Here is a 17,066-nt window from a genome sequence, read left to right as displayed (position 1 = left end):
AACATTTTAAGCGCAGTTGTTCAATTTGAAAAAACTTTTTCTAAACTCAGTCTAGTTCTTTATAAAGAACATGTCAATAGTCCTGTTTGAAATTTTGAGAAATCTGCTGATGTTATTTCATAGAATGAATGTAATACTTTTTTCCTTTTGAATCGGCTTGCTTTTCTCTTTCCAGAGGATCAGTGAAAAAATAGGCCATTTCAATTCCATAAAAATCTGCAACCTTTTGAAGAAAATCAATATGCGGCTTTCGGATCCCCCTCTCAATTTTAGATAAGTTGCTATAGTTAAAATCTACGGCTTCCCCAAGCTCTTTCAGCGTCATATTATGCTGAATTCTGAGCTTTTTTATTCTCTCCCCAATTGTTTGTTTCATATAATGTACCCTCACCCCTAAATACGCCAGGTTATGTTCTTTATAAAGAAAACTTACCTCTTTTTTCCTATTTTCTCAATAGACGTAATCAATCAAATATTGTCATTTAAACCAATAAATAGCCCTTTTTCTCTTGGTTTCTTGGTTTTTCTTAACTTTTCTTTTTTGAACAAAAAAACCTTTGAAGCAAGTTCAAAGGTTTCATTGTTTTCTTCTATTTTTGAATAATAGCATGACTCCGAAAGGCAAAATGCCAAACCAGCGATTCACAGCAGGCAGCCTTTCATCCTTCCGCAGCTTTTTTTGCTCCATCCGTTTTTCCTTCGGTGTATCCATGTACTTGACAAACTGCTGAGTCAGGTATTTGACGTAATCGTTCGTTGACAGCTGCCTCGCCCCTCTTTTGCGATTTTACTGTCAGTATAGCCTGGCTCCAGCTATTTTAATCTCTCTGCAATTTCCTCTGTGATTTCCGAAAGAGTCTTATTTGATGTATCAACTTTTATCATGCATTCTTCATAAAATGGCATCCGGCTTTTGTATATTTCATGGATGTCTTCTTTTGTTTTTTCCTGAATGAGAGGTCTGTCCGTATCATTGAGGAGCCTTTCATATAGGGTGTCTATATGGCACTCGAGATAAACCACCGCTCCTGTCTCCAGCATATAGCGGCGGTTTTCCGGCGAAATGACGAGACCGCCGCCTGTTGTAACGATAATGTTCTCAAGCGGCACTTCTTTCAGAGTCTTGGTTTCCAGCAAGCGGAATGCTGCTTCGCCTTCTTCCTTAAAAATTTCTTTTATCGGCTTTCCTGCGCTTTCTTCTATAAGGTGATCTGTATCTACGGCAGGAAGGTTTAACTTCTTCGACAGCTCTGCCCCAACAGTTGTTTTGCCTGCACCCATAAATCCGGTTAGAAAGATTCTTTTCATCCTATCACTCCATCGCTATGCATATTGCTATAGTTTATCACTCTGTCCACGATGTGATAAGACCTTTTGCATTACTGTAAATATAGTAGGCTTGTTTTTTTCTGCTCTCATTCGTTTCACAGGCAATATCTGTTTTGTACTCCCCTGGGGAGATTTGGGTGATATGGTATCTGACCTTCCCTGTTTTCAGTACTTCTTCTTCCACTAAAGCTTCTGGCGCTGTTTTTATTTTTTTAAGTGACTGTGCCACTCCTCTTTGCATGAGACTGTCGAGTACATAATATTGTTTTGTATCAAAATAGAAATTTTTTTCTAACAGGTGCAGTGCAGTAACATGAAGAATGGTGAGAAAAACCAGCATGGACATCATAGCAGTGAAAGGGAAAATTGATCCTTTTTGGTTATTCATAAGTGTTTCCTTTAAGATTTTGAAATAACGGGATGGATAAATGATAGGATACATTTGCTTTGCTTACAAGATTAAAGGCAAGGCCAGTACTGGTGATTTCTGCCCGGATTGATTTGATTTGCTGCAGCATAATTTCGTGTCCCTTTCCCCCTACCTGCCGTCGTACAAGGTCGTTATATCTAGTGATGGATACTCTTTGACCTGAGGGATTGGTAAAGTCAATCCCCTCTGCTGTCACAGAGAATTGTTTCCCTTGCCTGATTTCATTTGATAGCTGTTCTGAAAATACTTCCCATTCAAAAGCGCTGAGATCTCCGGACTTTTGGGAAGAATGAAGCAAAAATGAAATCAGCGGAAGCATGGATGAAACAATAATGGTAAAGACCCCAAGGGCAAACAGCATGTTTAAAAGAGTATAGCCGCGGCTATTCCGGCAGCGGGAGGCAATATTTTCTTTTGCGTTCAGGCTTTTCTTTCCATATAACACAAAGTTCTTTATGCGGATCAGCCTCCAATGTATAGGCATCATCTATTGGAAAAGGCACAGAGCTTCCCTTATACATGTTTTCTTTCATTTTTAAATTCAGGTATTTCACTGCCTTTGTTTCTTTTACACTGTTATCTCTTTCAATTGAGAGATGCATCATGACAGGAAGGAGAGTGACAGTGATGAGCGACCAGATTGAAAAAGCAGCGATGCATTCGAGCAAGGAAAATCCTTCAGACCTTCTCCACATGAAACCTCCCCTTTCCTAGATAAAACTTTATTAAGTAATGCTGCTCTTTATATTGGACAAGGATGGTACCGCTTGCGGATATGTTGCCTTGAGGATCGAAATAAAAGGTGTAAGGCATGGTCTGCTTAGTCATGGTGATTTCCTCATTGTATGCCCGCTCTATTAATTTCTGAGGATAAATACCGCTGCTGCGGATGCTGTATTGCTTTGAGGATGCGCTGTAAATAAAGTAATAGCTGTTTTGTGAAACGACCGCATGCTGCTGCGCATAAAGTATATCCTTTTCCAGTTGTTCAAAAAATTGAGAAATAACTGCGTGCTCTTTTGCCGGCTTCATATTCACAACAAGGGCAAGGCTCAGCACAATAAATATTAGCAGCACAATCAGACTTTCTATTAACGTGAAGCCCTCCTCATTGCTTTGCCGCTTCAACCACAGCACCTTCCGTATCAAGCCCAAGCGTTGTTCCATTAGGGCACTTATTGGTTGTTATATATTTTTCAGTTGTAAGCTTTTCGATGGTAGCTTTTTCTCCTTCTTTCATTTCATATGCGGATGATTGAGCCTGGATCATATCCTTCAGCCCTTCACAGCCTTTTGATTGGATATTGGCGTTATGCTTAGCGATATTCGGTATCGTAATCAGTAAGAGGATGGTGATAACGAGAAGTACGATCAGCATTTCAATCAATGTAAAGCCTTTTTGGTTTTTCATCTGTTCCTCCTTATATATGCTCCATCATCTGGTACATCGGCAGCATCATAGATAAATACACACTTAATACAATCAAGCCTACAATTAAAAATACTGCTGGCTGGATGACAGAAATCAGTTTAGACAGTTTCTTTTCAAGATTGGCTATCACAAGCTGGCTGTAATGATACAAGTCTCTTTCCAAGCGGCCGTTCGCCTGTCCATGAGCTATGACTTGATAAAATTCTTTTTCGTAAAAAGGGCTGTTCTGGATGACCGTCTCGAAAGCCTCCCCTTTTTTCAGCTCGCTGATCAGGGTTTTGGCTTCCGCTTGAAAGAAAGAGTGGTAATTTTGCTTTTCGAAGATCAGGAGACTTTCATAAAAAGACAATCCTCCTCTAAGAAGATAGCTGAGCTGAAGCCCAAAATAGTAGCTGTTTAGCATTTTAAAGCCTTTATTGATGAGCGGTATTTGCATTGCAATCCTCATTTTTTTCTGTGGATGAAGCTTATGAAAGAGGAAAAAATATAAAACGAAGAAAAGTAGACCGCTGCCTGCCAAACCAATAAGAGCATATTTTATGAAGTCGAATAGCAGCATAAGTCCCTTCGTCAGCAGAGAGGGTTCCATGTTCATGGACTGGTAGATTTGCAGAAATTGCGGGCCAATGACAGACTGTGCAATATAAATAACAGCTCCGCCGATAAAAATAAGAAACAGGGGATACCGCATGACAGCAGACAGCTTTTCCGCCTGATTGCATTTTCTTGAGAGAAGGTTGGCACTTTCCTTTAAAGCAAAAGAAAGATCACCATGATTTTCTGCGAAATAGAGATAACTGAGGACATCTTTATCAAAGGAAAGCTTCTCAAACATCGAGGAAATGGACAAGCCTTTGCTCAATTCTTCAAGGCAGACGGTTAGAGCAGCTTTTCTTCGTCCCTTTAGCTGAAGGAGCATAAAACTGAGCCCTTCGTTTAACGAGTAGCCTTTTTCCAGCAGCTCGCTTAAACGCTGCATAAATTCAGCCTGCGTGCTCAGCTTCCAGTCTTTATTAAGCTTCATGATCAAATACCCATTTATAATAGGTGTCGGGATAAAGATAACCGAGTGCAATTCCCTTTTTGATAACATCCTTTAATGTTGGATAGCTCCATACAGTATTTGCTCCTTTTGCGTTTTCAAGGGCATGGCTCAAATCTTTCCCGTACAGCAGTTCATAGACACCTGTCCTTCTGATTTTCCGCATTTGCTTGCAATAGGGAGAGCACTTTTCTTTGCAGAAGGGACATTTGAGTTCAACGAGCCTCTGGGCAGTGATGCAGATCAACGTTTGTTCAATTTCAGAGAGCGGCACATCAAATTCAAGCAATCTGTAGATCGCCCCTTTTGCGTCTCTCGTATGCATGGTACTCAGGACAAGATGGCCGGTCAGCGCTGCTCTAATGGCAATCTGAGCAGTTTCATGATCTCTGATTTCTCCAACCATGATAATGTCAGGATCATGTCTTAAAATTGCCTTTAAGCCTGCAGCATAAGTAATGCCTGCTTTTTCATTCACCTGGACCTGAAGCACTTCATCACTTTTTGATTCCACTGGGTCCTCAAGGGTAATGATGTTTCTCTGGAAGTTTTTCTTGGAATAGTGAAGCAGTGAATAAAGAGTAGTGGTTTTTCCGGAGCCGGTCGGTCCTGTGAAAATCATTAAGCCATGAGAATGGTTTAGAAAAGAGAGGAGTTTGTTCGTGATAGAGGGAAAAAGAGATAGCTTTGGCACTGCCGGCACCTTTTCTTTAGCCAAGAGACGAATCACAAGACTTTCATCATAAATCGTCGGAAGAGTGGACAGTCTCAGGTTCATCTTGCCTTTAGCAGATGTAAACGCCAGGGCACCGTTTTGAGGTTTTCTTCTTTCACCAATATCCATGGATGCTAAAAACTTCAGATGGGAAATCAGACGCTGGCAAACGTCTTTTTTCAGCACGTGCTTTTCTATGAGGTCATCATCAATGCGGTAGTGAACAGCAGCATCTTCATCCCTCGGGACGAGGTGAATGTCAGATGCCTGCAGGGAATGCGCTTCTTCAATAATCCGTTCGCTTAATAGCTCAATTGCCTGCATGGATCAGCCTCCTTAATGTCTACAAGTGGATTATATGGGAAGCATTAAGTCTTGTCATATTGTGATATTTTATTTTTCTCTGCGAATTTCGAAAGAAAAGCGTATTTTGGCCAACTAATTATTGCGTTTTCTGCATAAGAAAGTTTAATTTGCACATGATACTATTTGTCGCATTCTTTAGTGGGCTATAGCCAAGCGGTAAGGCAACGGACTTTGACTCCGTCATGCGCTGGTTCGAATCCAGCTAGCCCAGCCATTTTTTCAAATAAAAAAGCCTGCATTAGCAGACATTAATCACAGGATACATAATAGATGTAAGTTTTTCTGTTTTTCTTAAGCAAGGAAGGCTTTTCGTAGTACAACCGGTATCCCCTGTTAAGAGATTCATGCCCCATAAATTTTAATTTCTTTTTTTCAGCAAGTTCCTTTGAAGCATCAATAATGCTAGGACTCTCTGAAGTAAAATCAGGTTTAAGAAAATCCGCAGCAACCGTTCGTGATCCTATCCCCTCTAAGAAAAATTTAAATTCTCCCATGCATTACCGTCCTTTTCATGCTTAATAAAGAACAATTCTCTTAAAATATACCATTATAATGAAATTCCAACAATAATTTTTATTCGTACTGTACAGCCTGTTCAACTAAAAAAACCACCCTCCAAGGGTGATTTTCTTAGCAAACCTTCTGATGATAGCTGCCATCCTTGGCAATCTTGTTAAGCTCCTGCGGATTGTAGCCGACAATCAGTTTTTTTCCGTCTGTAATAATCGGCCGTCTAAGCAGTTTTGGTTCTTCAGTGATCAGTTTCAAGAGCTCTGATAGGTTCAGTTCTTCTATATTCAGGTTAAGGTCCTTGTACGTCTGGCTGCGGGTGGCGAGTATTTCGTCAATCCCTTCGGTTGTCAGCTCAAGGATTTTTTTTAATTCCAAGGCAGTTGGTGTTTCTCTGAAGAGGTGCCTTTCGTGAAAACCGATTTCATGCGCTTTCAGCCAGTGCTTTGTTTTACGGCAAGATGTACAGCTAGGATAAGTAAAAAATGTCAATTCATCCATTTTCATTTCCTCCTGGAATATATTACAAAGGCCCTTTTCTATATAAATCCGTTTTCTATTTGTGTAATTGTATTGTACATTATTTGTACAATGTTTGTATACCCATAAGACTTAACTGAATTATGAACTTTTTATTACAAAGGGCCATTTTCTTCCTTTTTTACAGTTCTGGAAGCGAGCGGGTTATTTACAATGGAAGGAATTGTTGGATATAATAAAATCAGTCAGAGGGGTAAAGGAGGAATTTGTTTGGATCGGATGTTCAGGGTATTGGGGTTCTGGACGGGTATCTTTGCTGTTATGTTTTTCCTTGGGGATATGGAAGAAACATCGCTTTTATTTTTTGCACAAACGGTCTTTTTTGTCTTTTTATCTTATTTAAAATTAACTGAGCGTATGTATATTTATATTTTCGGTGCTTACTGCACAATCTTTTTTGTCGGGTTTACTTACTGGACCACCTTTATGATGATCCCAGGTATGGGTGCTGAATAAAACATAAAAAAGTAACAGCTGCACACATGTGCAGCTGTTACTTTTTTTCATGACTCTGTTAAAATGGCTGTTGATTTCCGTTTCAGGCGTCCGCTTTCCGCGGGGCGGGCCGCTTGAGCCTCCTCGGCGCCTTTGCGCCTCCGGGGTCTCACCTGTCCCGCTGCTCCCGCAGGAGTCTCCCGCCTGCCACTCCAATCAACAGGTGCGTAAAAAATCAACATTCTCCTTTAACATAAACTTTTTCATGGATAAAGACATGGAAAGCCTGACTGATCCCGCTTCCTGATAAAAGAGAAACGGCAGCTCTGTTCGTTTTTCCTGCTTTTGAAAACGGATCGCTTGATTCCTTCAAATTGTCAGCAAAGCCGGTCTTCCAGAGAAAATCATTTTGTCTTCCTTCGAAATGACTCTTCCATCCAAGCTCTTCTGCTTTCTTCTTATAAGCATCAAAGTGAACGTGTGAAGTCAAATCCATTTGATAAGGAAAGAGCAGAGGATCCTTGATGAGCGAATGCCTGCTGTAGCCCCGCAAACTTCCATCTCTTAAATGCGGCTCCATTAATTCCTCGTTATAGTAGCCATAGTCAATCATGATGATAAATGCCTGTCTGAGATGCTTATCGAGCTCTTCCATAAACTTTAGCATGCCAAGCGGAATTTCAATTCTCTGCCCTTCGCAAGGATGCAAAGAGGCCCACTTTAGATAATCTGTCAATGAGCCGTTTTTTATAAGAACGAGTACTTCGCACAGCTTCCCATCGTATATTCCAACCTGCACCTCATAAAGGCTGCCGTTTTTCTTAGTAATGACATCAACAGGGAAAGCATCGTACAGTTCGTTGGCAAAAAATACTCCGCTGAAAGGTGATTGCAGGTCATTCAAACTGCTCAAAGCAGTGACAGGCCCTTTCTGCAATGAGGCATGATACGGGCTTTTCTCAAGGCTGTAAATATTGTCTGAGAGTTCTTCTCCGGTCCTTCTTCTTTCGTCCAGAAAGGACTGCAGAAAAGCTCCTGTTCCTCCCCCTGCTTCCATAAAGGCAGAGTGTGAACAGCCGCTTTCCACAAGATCGGAATACAAGCGGGCAAAATGCTTTCCAAATAGCTCTGAATAGCTGCTTGTTGTCAGAAAATCGCCTTTTCTGCCGATCTTTGATTGCTCTTTCATATAATAGCCTTTTTGAGGATGATAGAGCACTTCTTCCATATAATCAGAATAGGAGATGCTTCCCCCGTCTCTGATTATTTTATTAAACAGCTCTTGCATTAAAAGCCGTTAAGGAACGGGTTGGAGTCCATTTCTGCTTCGATGCTTGTTTCAGGTCCATGCCCTGACAGGACAAGAGTTTCCTCAGGAAGGGAAAGCAGCTTGTTATGTATGCTTTTTAAAAGCAGTTCATGGTTTCCTCCTGTCAGATCTGTTCGGCCGATACTGCCTGCAAAGAGGGCATCTCCTGAAAAAACAAGATCAGATAGAGCGTCATAATAAGAAACACTGCCTGGCGAGTGCCCTGGTGTGTGCAGGACAGCCAGTTTGAATGGTCCGATTTCAAGTTCTTTTTCCGAATCAATCAAATGCTCTGCAGGGTTTGCCGTAATCGGCTCCATTCCCATTTTTGAACTGCCGTTCAGCTCCGGGGATGTGAGCCAGTCCTTTTCTTCCTTATGTACATATACTGGGATGCCAAACCGTTCCCGTACCTTATCTGCAGCTCCGATGTGGTCAAAATGAGCATGTGTTAAAAGGATCGCGAGCGGCTTTAATTTCTTTTCTTTTATGATATTGCTCAGTTTATTGCCCTCGCTGCCCGGATCAATGATCAAGCATTCTCCTTTATCATCATAGTATAAATAAGCATTTGTCTGGATTGGCCCAAGCGGGATCCGCTGCCATTTCATTCCATCACCTCATCCATTATTGTCGGTTTCTTCTCTCATTATCAAGCAAGCTTTGCAATATTTCAAACGCTGTTTTTCATCTCGACAAGCTTTATGAAAACGGTTAAACTTAAAGCAGGAAATTCTCATTTTTTTCTAAATTTTCCGTTAACGAACAGAACGATGGCTTAGGGGGGACGCAGATGGGAATTATAATTATCTTTAGCTTAATCACGATTTTTGCTGTATGGGGACTGCTCAGAGCATGGAAACGAAAAAATTGGCTGAGCATTGTTTTTACTCTTGCTGCTATAGCTATTTTTGGCTGGTTTTCCGTTATGACGATCATTTACCACGGCGTACCAACGATGCACGGTTAAAAACCCCGGGTCTCCGGGGTTTTCGCATGTTCAAAGCTTGCTATTCACGCTCTCAAGCTTTCCTTTCATTGTTGAAGCCTTATCTCTTCTGTCATCAATCCGGATGTTCGTCGCCACCCTCTGGATGCCTTTTTCATAAGGCGCTTCATGAATCGCCTGCACAACCTCGAACAAGTCCTTCAAGTCCCCCTCAATCAAGGTGTTCATCGGTGTTAGCTGAAAGGTAATTTTCCCTTCATTCTGGTATTTCTGCAAAATCTTTTGAATATCTGCTACATAGCTTGAAACACTTGGTGTTTCTGTGCCGATCGGGATAATGGTAACGTCAAATATTGCCACAATGCTTCCTCCTTACTGGCTGCTGTCCATTTGCATTTTATCATACTTCACCAGCGGAAGGACTTTTTGCGTTTGTAAATCAACAAGCTGCTCAAACCTTGGCCCGTATAAAAGGGTGTTTCCATCAGGCGATAATGAAATCGGCTGATTTTCCAATCCTTTTTTTACAGTACGAACTTTTTGATCCTTTAATGAGAATGCGATGAGATCAAAGGTTTGGCTGCTGTTTTGGCGGAACGTATAAAATAGCTGCTTTTGCTCGTTTAACGCATAATTGGGAACCTGCCATTCCGAATAGTTCGAGATAAGCGGTGCTTTCATGCTTGCCAGTTCCTTGCCTGTCTTCCAGTTGAAAAAGGTGTAGGTGCCTGTGCTGCTTTTTTCATCTTCCATTGAAACGGTAAGCAGTACTTCTCCAAATACCTCTTGTTTTACTGCTTTTTTCTTTAACATGATCTCCGTACCCTGCTCTAATGCATATTGATACAGCGGCGCCTGAATTTGCGGATCATTTTGGTCCCACTTAATATAGACAAGAGCATCATTCCCTTCCCACTCAACAAACGGCACTGCAACGGGGCTTGCCGCTTCTTTCTTGCTAAGCGGATGCAAAAGATGGGTTTGAAAAGTCCAGTCCTCTTTAAAGGCAGTGGCGTAGAGCAAATCTGGATTCTGCCTATTCCAGGATGTATCAAGCTGGAAAGCCGTGATCGCTTTTTTATATAAGGTTTCCCCTTTTTCATTAATCACGATTATTTCAGATTTATTGTCCCCGCTGCTCGCTTGAAGCAGCAGCAGCTTTTCTTGCGGATTGATTTTAACAGAAGCCAATTTTGAACTTGAGGCGTACAGTTTTTCTTTTTTCCCCGCTGATAAACTGTAAGAAAACAGATTTGAACCACCGTTACCGGCATTTTCTTCAACCAGCACATGATCAGAATCAAGCCATCCGCTGACTGTCCCAAAGTCTTTCTCTGTTGTTTCGTATAGCCGCACACTGAGCGGAGCAGAATCTTTTTTCACCGCTGCTTGATGCTGCTTAATTTCCTTTGGATCAGCTACTTGGCTGCAGCCAGCAAGGAGCACCCCAGTGAGGAGGAGAGATGCACCTGCTGTTATTCTTATTCTTTTCCCTTTCTTTTCTTTCACCTGAAAATTTCCTTTCTCTATGTTTATGTGATGGCTTGAACTTCCTTTCAGATGGAGCACTTTGCTGCTGCCAGGTAAAAGAAAATGATAGCTTTTATAAGTAAAGCGTAGACCAGAAAATGCCTTCGCTTTTGCGGCAAATTTCATCAAATTGCTCTATTGGAAGAGGATTGGCGCCAATGCCAAGTTCTACCGTAAAACCGGGACGTTTCCACTCATTTATAAACCAGTCTCTGAAGCCTGCATGGCTGTCAATGTCCTGAACGGCTTTATATCCGCTCTGTATGGCATATTCTTTCACAATAACTGCCGATTCCTCCGGTTCTTTCTGCATGTAACCCCAGTATATTTCTTCCCCTTGTGTATGAAAAGCAACTAGCCTGTCAAAGTTTTTTTCTTTTACTAATGCAGCCATTGCCTTTGCCTCAGGCTCAGTGAGAGGCTGGTCGCCGGGATAATCTCTCGGAGCAGGAGATTTTGGTTCTTTTCGTTCTTTTTCAATTTCCCAGTATGCAGGAAATTGATTGTTCAAATCGACACCCCTGATATTGGCTTTCCAGCTGGAAAAATCATCAGAAAAGGAATTGATCCGCAAGGCATCCTGGTAATAGGCATCATTAATGGAGGACGGACTGGCGAGTACAAGATCCACACCATCCGGATTTACCATCGGCACGATCGAAAGTGTTGTGTCTTCGTAGAGCTTGATTGCAGGTATTCCATTGATGGAGGCTTCCTGAATGAGGGCAAGCAAATAAGTTTCTAAAAACTGCATGAGGGCTGCAGAAGTAATCCATTCGTTAGCATGAAAGGACGCGTTCATATGAATTTTTTTCGGTCCGCTGCCTACTGTTACTTCATATATAGGCTTTTTCAGTACAGTGGTCCCGATGATATTCTGCTGAATAAAGGGATAGGCTGTTTGGAGCAAAGCAAGATCATCCAGCAGTGCCTGGTAATCATATGCTTTTTTACGATTTCCCATTAAGCCTGTTATTTTATTGTGCTGCACATTTTCTGCACCGTCCGATACATATCCAGGGATCAGCACCTGCTGGCCTGGGGAGAGCAGGCCGGGCAGTTTTTCTGCATTTGAATCAAGAATCAGCTGAACCGGAAGATTCAATTTTTCGGAAAGTTCATTAAGACCAATGGGCTGTTCAACAGAAAAGTTCATAAGCCTTCCCCCTTTCTTTACATTCAGTTTATGAGGAGCTAAATCCTTTTCGAACATCTTAAAACAGGATAGAAGACCTTATTTATCAGAAAAAGCTTTGGTTCAAAAGAACCAAAGCTTTCATGACTACTCTTTCTGATTGTAAAATCGGAGGAGGTCGCCATTAATGATATTATCTGAATAATTGAGCTCTTGCTTCGCACGCTCAGAATAGACTTCACACTGTTTCGGGTCTTTTTCCTGCTGTCCTGTTTTTCGATCAAAACACTTACCGTCTGTATAAATATATTTATCTGATACATAGCTTCCATCTCTCATAACCGTAAACGGAAAGCGGTTTTTCGAAAACAAATCATGGCCAAATTCAATCCGGTTCTGATCTTTTACCCCAAGCAAATGGAGAAGTGTAGGTCTGATGTCAATCTGTCCGCCTGGTTCTTCAATGTTTTTCGGGTTTTTATCCGTTACACCCGGGATATGAATCATAAATGGCACACGCTGAAGCTGCATGTTCTCATAAGGAGTAATCTTTTTGCCCAGTACCTGCTCCATAGCAGCATTATGGTTTTCTGAAATGCCGTAATGGTCACCGTAAAACACGATAACTGAATTGTCATAAAGCCCGTTTTCTTTAAGCTTCTTTATAAATTCCTTCACAGCTTCGTCTTCGTAGCGTACCGTCTGAAAGTAATTATTCACTGTCTTGCTGCTTGTCCCAGCATCAGGAAGCATTTTATCCTCAGGCTTGTAATCAAAAGGATAATGGTTCGTCAGAGTGAGCGCTCTTGAGTAAAACGGCTGGGGCATCGTTTTCATCAAATCAGCTGTCTGCTGGAAGAATTCTTTATCCTTTAAGCCCCATCCCACAGAAGATTCTGGGGTTGCTTTATAGCTGTTAATATCAAAGAACTTGTCATATCCGAATGATTGGTACATTAAATCCCTGTTCCAGAAAGACTTGTTATTTGCATGGAAAACGGCTGTGGAATATCCTTCCTGCTTCAGCAGTTCTGGTGTTGCCGTATATTTATTATCAGAGTTTGTAAAGAAAACGGCTCCCCTGCCAAGCGGGTACAGTGAGTTGTCTACAAGAAACTCTGCATCAGATGTTTTCCCCTGGCCGGTTTGATGATAGAAATTTTCAAAGTTATAGCTTTCTTTGGCAAGCTTGTTTAAGGTCGGGGTTATTTCCTCGCCCTTCAGATCTCTGTTCATAACAAAGCTTTGCGTTGACTCAAGACTTACAACAATGACATTTCGATTTTTAGCCACTCCGAACAAGTTATCATCCGGTTTCTTTTTGCTTGATTTCACAAAGTTTTCAATTTCCGTCAGGTTATTGCTGTCCGCCATCGCCCGCTGTGCAAATGTCTTGGATTGTATCAGCCCATCGTAAATATGGAAATTGTAAAGGCTGAGGTTCTTCACAAGCATTTCTCTGTCAAATGATCTTGTCAGCAATTCTGGGCGCGCTACCTCTGCGAAACCAAGGTTTAAAAACAGCATCGCGGCTGAAAGCAGAAAATAAATTTTTTTCTCTCTTTTGGGAGTCCGCTGTTCGCTTTTTGAGGATGACCGTCTCATGAGAATGGCCAATATAATGATATCGACAAAAAGAAGCAAGTCAGCTGGTTGAAATAATGAGGAGATGCTGCCGCCTAGCTCTCCCATATTATTGGTTTGAAATAATATTGGAAAGGTTAAAAAGTCATTAAAAAATCGATAAAAAATCATGTTGGCGAGCAAAATCAATGTCAAAACAAAGCTTGCTCCCAGAATATAGCGATTCCGATTTTTTTCTTTTAAAAATAAACCAATCCCATAGAAGAAAAGCAAAAAACTGATAGGATTAATAAGAAGAATGAGTTCCTGTCCAAAATTTTCAATTTTAATATCAAAGCTCGTTTTATAAACAATATAGGTTTTCAGCCACATAAAGGCTGCTGCAATAAGCAAAAATGAATATTTGCTTTTACTGGTATTAACCAAAATGCTAACCCCCTACTATCCGCCCTATTTTATTTTCACCCTAAGGGTTTTTACATTATTTTGAAATAACAAAAGCTAAGCTAGTACATATCTTAATACTACCTTTACAAAAAATCAACTTCAAATCAATATTCATTTGGTAAAATGAATTATTTGAGATGTCATTTTATTCCCTAAACAAGTTAGCTTTAAACCATCATAAGAAAAGCCGATGGAGCATCAGATCGGGCTGGCGGCTGAAGCTGAGCAATAACTGCTCCATAGTCTGGATAAGGTTTTATATTTTAAACTATAAAAAAGGAGCCATCCGTCTTCGGAGGCTCCTTTTATTATGGATAAATCAATCAAAAAGTATTTCTTAATAATTGGTTAACAATGTCTTAGCAAGATACGCACTGCCTATTGCACCTGCATCATTGCCAAGCGTTGCAATGGTAATTTCAGCTGCTTCTCCAACACGCGGAAAAGTGTATTTTCTAAAATGATTTTCCACACTGTTTCTTAAATATTCTCCTGCTTTTGAAACTCCTCCGCCTATAACAATTTTTTCAGGATTGGTTCCGTTTGCAAGGTTGGCAAGTGCAAAGCCAAGGTGAAAGGATACAAACTCAACAACTTCCTGAGCCAGTCTGTCACCTTTAGAGGCATATTCAAAAACATCCTTTGATGTAATAAAGCCGTCTTCCTTTAGTGTCTGTCGCAGCAGGCTTGGCATATCTGTCTGCTCAAGTTTTTCCATTGCATACCGGACAACTCCAGTAGCAGATGCTACTGTTTCAAGGCACCCTTTTTTGCCGCAATTGCACTGTGCCCCGCCTTCAGGAATGGAGGTTATATGGCCGATTTCCCCTCCTGCACCATTCACACCGTGAACGACATCGCCATTGCTGATGATGCCTCCGCCGACTCCTGTGCCAAGTGTTACCATGATGATATCGTTTGAGCCGTCGCCAGCTCCCTTCCACATTTCACCAATGGCCGCCATGTTGGCATCATTGTCAATCACTGCAGGCAGCCCTGTTTCCATTTCCAAATGATCCTTCAGCGCATAGTTTTTCCAGCCAAGGTTCACCGTTTCATATACGAGGCCTGTAGCAAGATTAACAGGACCTGGTGCACCCATGCCGACAGCTGCCAGCTTTTCCTTCGTTTCACCAAGCTCCTCAAGCTTGGCATCAATCGCTTTAGCAATATCTGTTGTAATGCTTTTCCCTGTTTTATCTGTCGGGATTTCCCATTTCACAATAATTTCACCATATAAGCTAATAAATGCAATTTTAATAGTGGTACCGCCAAGGTCCACTCCAACCAGCCATTGATCTGCCATTTCTGCGTCATCCCTTTATGTTTATTAGAGAAACCGTTTGCACTCGGAAGTTCAGTTTCTCTTTTCTTTTTGCTTTTGGGCTTCGTGCCTCACGAGAAGCACTGCCATTTGAAAGTCCCTCGTCTCGATCAGCCCCATCTCGCGAAGCTGTCTCAGCTCTTCTTCCATCAGCTCAAGATCAGCCAGTCTGTCACCGACATAGATGATCGTTCCGAATTTTTTCAGCAGCTGCTGCACATCATAAATTGTTTTCAGGGTGCCCTCACCTCTAAATCATACATTTACTCTTCTAACTTATAAAAGAAAGGGTTTGCCGTCAAGCAGAAATCCTTTTCCATTTATGCCCGCTTGCTGATGCCCAAAAAACCAGCTGAGTGATTATTTCAGCTGGTCTGCCATTTTTTTATGCTCTGCATACAATTTATCATCCGGTTTCAGCTCTGCTGCCTTTGAAAACATCTGCTGCGCTTTGTCGAGCTCCTTATTTCGCATGTACAGAAGGCCAAGGTTGAAATAGGCCTGATCCATTTTAGGATCCAGTTTTATGGCCTGCTCCAGATTTGCGGCAGCTGAATCATACTCCTTCAGATTAATCTCAGCATAGGATAATTGAAAAAGCACATTTGCGTTTGCACCAGAGTTTTTTTTAGCTTCCTTCAGCACGTCGCTTGCTTCCTCATATTTCTTTTCATTCAAAAGCTGATTGGCTTTCACTAAAGCCCCTTCCGGACTGGCAGAGGCTGATATGCCTGGACTGTAAAAAATCAGCCCCCCGATAAAGACCGCAGCTCCAATTATTCCTGCAAGCCGAAGGCCGTTTCGGTTTTTGCCAGGCAGCTGTGCAATCATTGCTGCGAGAAACCCGCCAATAAGCCCTCCGATGTGCCCTGAATTATCTATATTGGAAATGGAAAAGCCAAGCACTAAATTTAAAAGAATGACAACGATAATATTTGGACCGATTGTCCGGAAAAACAGCTGCCTGTCATGGATCGCAAGATAAAGCAGCGCTCCAAAACACCCGAATATGGCGCCTGACGCTCCGGCAGACAGACCCGGATTAAAGGCGTAGCTTGCAAGACTGCCTCCTATGCCTGCGAACAGATAGATAAGGAAAAATCGAAGCGAGCCGTACATTTTCTCAGCTGCCATTCCTACATAATAGAGAGCCATCGTATTCAGCAGCAGATGGAAAACGCCGATATGGAGAAAAATCGGTGTAACAAGCCGCCACCATTCTCCGCTTTCGATCAGCGGGTTGTATTTAGCTCCGAACCTCAGCAGTGTTTCGGTGTTTGTGCTTCCGCCTGACAGTTCCAGCAAAAGAAACATGACTACCTGGATTGCAATAAACACGTAAGTGAAAAAAGGTTTTCCATAATCAAAGATTTTTTGTTCTTCCTGTACAGACTGATTTGCCCGATTGAGGATGTTTGCTTTTAAAGCTTCCAAATCCTCCGGGCTCCCTCCGTTCTCCCCTGCTGATTCAGCTGCCGTTACATCTCTTTTTACTATATGGGAGAGGTCAGACATCAATTTCGCTTTATTATCACGGGTAACAAGCATTGTTTTTAATGCTGTTTTTTCAAAAGAAACAGGCTTATTCAGTTCGTCCCAATCATCCACAGGCTCTTCATCAAGTATGTAAAGATTCAGTACATTCAGTGAACGAAAGCCCGATTGTTTTCTAACTTCCTCGAAAAGCCGGGCATTTCTCTCAGCATCCTGAACGAGCATATTTGCCCAATCTATCTCATTCCGCGAAATTCTCACAAGCTGGAATTCCCTGCTCCCCCGCGGCTCAAGCCATGCTTCCTTCTGATCCTGCGAAAGGTTCACAAGCCTGAATTTGTTATCTGCAAGCAGCAAATCAATCAATTTCCAGTATAAAAAATCCTGTTCAATCCTCATAATCGTCCTTTCCAAGCCATAGTCCATTTCTCTTTATTATATCAGCGGCAAAGAGGAAAAAGGAAGGAGGAAGCAGTGAATTTGCCCATTGGCGCG

The 17,066-nt window shown here is 41.7% G+C and carries 23 protein-coding genes and 1 tRNA gene; 3 read left to right on the top strand and 21 right to left on the bottom strand.

Annotation, left to right across the window (positions count from 1 at the left end; translation table 11 throughout):
• Positions 1 to 112: 112 nt before the first annotated feature.
• From LRR81_RS02750 to comGA, 10 genes are all read right to left on the bottom strand, one after another.
• The gene (locus tag LRR81_RS02750; protein WP_231787756.1) at positions 113 to 376 is read right to left on the bottom strand and encodes a helix-turn-helix domain-containing protein; all 264 of its coding nucleotides are present in this window, start codon (positions 374 to 376) and stop codon (positions 113 to 115) included.
• A gap of 201 nt (positions 377 to 577) precedes the next feature.
• A complete protein-coding gene (locus LRR81_RS02745; RefSeq protein WP_231788598.1) occupies positions 578 to 763 on the bottom strand; it encodes a YqzE family protein in 186 nt (61 codons plus the stop codon).
• Positions 764 to 813: 50 nt separating this feature from the next.
• Positions 814 to 1,308 (bottom strand): shikimate kinase, encoded by a 495-nt coding sequence (locus LRR81_RS02740; protein WP_231787755.1) that lies wholly within the window; start codon positions 1,306 to 1,308, stop codon positions 814 to 816.
• Between the two features lie 37 nt (positions 1,309 to 1,345).
• A complete protein-coding gene (gene comGG / locus LRR81_RS02735) occupies positions 1,346 to 1,717 on the bottom strand; it encodes a competence type IV pilus minor pilin ComGG (RefSeq protein ID WP_231787754.1) in 372 nt (123 codons plus the stop codon).
• Positions 1,710 to 2,204 (bottom strand): competence type IV pilus minor pilin ComGF, encoded by a 495-nt coding sequence (gene comGF, locus LRR81_RS02730; protein WP_231787753.1) that lies wholly within the window; start codon positions 2,202 to 2,204, stop codon positions 1,710 to 1,712. Before comGF ends, comGG begins: the two co-directional genes overlap by 8 nt.
• The gene (locus LRR81_RS02725; RefSeq protein WP_231787752.1) at positions 2,143 to 2,454 is read right to left on the bottom strand and encodes a hypothetical protein; all 312 of its coding nucleotides are present in this window, start codon (positions 2,452 to 2,454) and stop codon (positions 2,143 to 2,145) included. Before LRR81_RS02725 ends, comGF begins: the two co-directional genes overlap by 62 nt.
• Entirely contained in the window at positions 2,438 to 2,887 is a 450-nt protein-coding gene (gene comGD / locus LRR81_RS02720; protein WP_231787751.1) for a competence type IV pilus minor pilin ComGD, read from the bottom strand. The genes LRR81_RS02725 and comGD overlap by 17 nt, the downstream gene beginning before the upstream one ends.
• On the bottom strand, positions 2,868 to 3,170 hold the full coding sequence (comGC, locus tag LRR81_RS02715; protein WP_231787750.1) for a competence type IV pilus major pilin ComGC: 303 nt from the start codon (positions 3,168 to 3,170) through the stop codon (positions 2,868 to 2,870). The genes comGD and comGC overlap by 20 nt, the downstream gene beginning before the upstream one ends.
• Before the next feature lie 10 nt (positions 3,171 to 3,180).
• On the bottom strand, positions 3,181 to 4,215 hold the full coding sequence (gene comGB / locus LRR81_RS02710; RefSeq protein ID WP_231787749.1) for a competence type IV pilus assembly protein ComGB: 1,035 nt from the start codon (positions 4,213 to 4,215) through the stop codon (positions 3,181 to 3,183).
• Entirely contained in the window at positions 4,205 to 5,272 is a 1,068-nt protein-coding gene (comGA, locus tag LRR81_RS02705; protein WP_231787748.1) for a competence type IV pilus ATPase ComGA, read from the bottom strand. Before comGA ends, comGB begins: the two co-directional genes overlap by 11 nt.
• Positions 5,273 to 5,453: 181 nt before the next feature.
• Here comGA and LRR81_RS02700 point away from each other — a divergent pair.
• A tRNA-Gln gene (locus LRR81_RS02700) sits at positions 5,454 to 5,528 on the top strand.
• 34 nt (positions 5,529 to 5,562) lie between these two features.
• Here LRR81_RS02700 and LRR81_RS02695 read toward each other — a convergent pair.
• Positions 5,563 to 5,808: a hypothetical protein gene (locus tag LRR81_RS02695; protein ID WP_231787747.1), complete on the bottom strand. Its 246-nt coding sequence runs from the start codon at positions 5,806 to 5,808 to the stop codon at positions 5,563 to 5,565.
• A 136-nt stretch (positions 5,809 to 5,944) separates the two neighbouring features.
• Positions 5,945 to 6,325: a Spx/MgsR family RNA polymerase-binding regulatory protein gene (locus LRR81_RS02690; protein ID WP_231787746.1), complete on the bottom strand. Its 381-nt coding sequence runs from the start codon at positions 6,323 to 6,325 to the stop codon at positions 5,945 to 5,947.
• A 249-nt stretch (positions 6,326 to 6,574) separates the two neighbouring features.
• Between LRR81_RS02690 and LRR81_RS02685 the strand changes: the two genes are divergently transcribed.
• Complete coding sequence (locus LRR81_RS02685; RefSeq protein WP_231788597.1) at positions 6,575 to 6,820, top strand: DUF2626 domain-containing protein; 246 nt, start codon at positions 6,575 to 6,577, stop codon at positions 6,818 to 6,820.
• A gap of 214 nt (positions 6,821 to 7,034) precedes the next feature.
• Here the strand turns inward: LRR81_RS02685 and LRR81_RS02680 are convergent, their stop codons facing one another.
• Both LRR81_RS02680 and LRR81_RS02675 read right to left on the bottom strand, forming a co-directional pair.
• Positions 7,035 to 8,087, bottom strand: coding sequence for an SAM-dependent methyltransferase (locus LRR81_RS02680; protein WP_231787745.1), 1,053 nt, complete (start codon positions 8,085 to 8,087; stop codon positions 7,035 to 7,037).
• Complete coding sequence (locus LRR81_RS02675; protein WP_231787744.1) at positions 8,087 to 8,719, bottom strand: MBL fold metallo-hydrolase; 633 nt, start codon at positions 8,717 to 8,719, stop codon at positions 8,087 to 8,089. The genes LRR81_RS02680 and LRR81_RS02675 overlap by 1 nt, the downstream gene beginning before the upstream one ends.
• A gap of 182 nt (positions 8,720 to 8,901) precedes the next feature.
• Between LRR81_RS02675 and LRR81_RS02670 the strand changes: the two genes are divergently transcribed.
• Positions 8,902 to 9,078, top strand: a complete 177-nt coding sequence (locus tag LRR81_RS02670) for a DUF2759 domain-containing protein (protein WP_231787743.1) — start codon at positions 8,902 to 8,904, stop codon at positions 9,076 to 9,078.
• A gap of 30 nt (positions 9,079 to 9,108) precedes the next feature.
• Here LRR81_RS02670 and LRR81_RS02665 read toward each other — a convergent pair whose 3' ends face one another.
• From LRR81_RS02665 to LRR81_RS02635, 7 genes are all read right to left on the bottom strand, one after another.
• Entirely contained in the window at positions 9,109 to 9,417 is a 309-nt protein-coding gene (locus tag LRR81_RS02665) for an MTH1187 family thiamine-binding protein (protein ID WP_231787742.1), read from the bottom strand.
• Positions 9,418 to 9,429: 12 nt separating this feature from the next.
• The gene (locus tag LRR81_RS02660; protein WP_231787741.1) at positions 9,430 to 10,566 is read right to left on the bottom strand and encodes a YqgU-like beta propeller domain-containing protein; all 1,137 of its coding nucleotides are present in this window, start codon (positions 10,564 to 10,566) and stop codon (positions 9,430 to 9,432) included.
• Positions 10,567 to 10,660: 94 nt separating this feature from the next.
• Entirely contained in the window at positions 10,661 to 11,743 is a 1,083-nt protein-coding gene (locus LRR81_RS02655; RefSeq protein ID WP_231787740.1) for a M14 family metallopeptidase, read from the bottom strand.
• Positions 11,744 to 11,869: 126 nt separating this feature from the next.
• Positions 11,870 to 13,732: an LTA synthase family protein gene (locus tag LRR81_RS02650; RefSeq protein WP_408631578.1), complete on the bottom strand. Its 1,863-nt coding sequence runs from the start codon at positions 13,730 to 13,732 to the stop codon at positions 11,870 to 11,872.
• A gap of 358 nt (positions 13,733 to 14,090) precedes the next feature.
• Entirely contained in the window at positions 14,091 to 15,059 is a 969-nt protein-coding gene (locus tag LRR81_RS02645; protein WP_231787739.1) for an ROK family glucokinase, read from the bottom strand.
• 51 nt (positions 15,060 to 15,110) lie between these two features.
• A complete protein-coding gene (locus LRR81_RS02640; protein WP_231788595.1) occupies positions 15,111 to 15,314 on the bottom strand; it encodes a YqgQ family protein in 204 nt (67 codons plus the stop codon).
• Between the two features lie 123 nt (positions 15,315 to 15,437).
• Complete coding sequence (locus LRR81_RS02635; RefSeq protein ID WP_231787738.1) at positions 15,438 to 16,970, bottom strand: rhomboid family intramembrane serine protease; 1,533 nt, start codon at positions 16,968 to 16,970, stop codon at positions 15,438 to 15,440.
• Positions 16,971 to 17,066: the final 96 nt, after the last annotated feature.

It is taken from the genome of Metabacillus kandeliae (assembly GCF_021166585.1).
Taxonomy (GTDB): Bacteria; Bacillota; Bacilli; order Bacillales; family Bacillaceae; genus Metabacillus_B; species Metabacillus_B kandeliae.
This window is presented reverse-complemented; position numbering and strand designations above follow the sequence as displayed.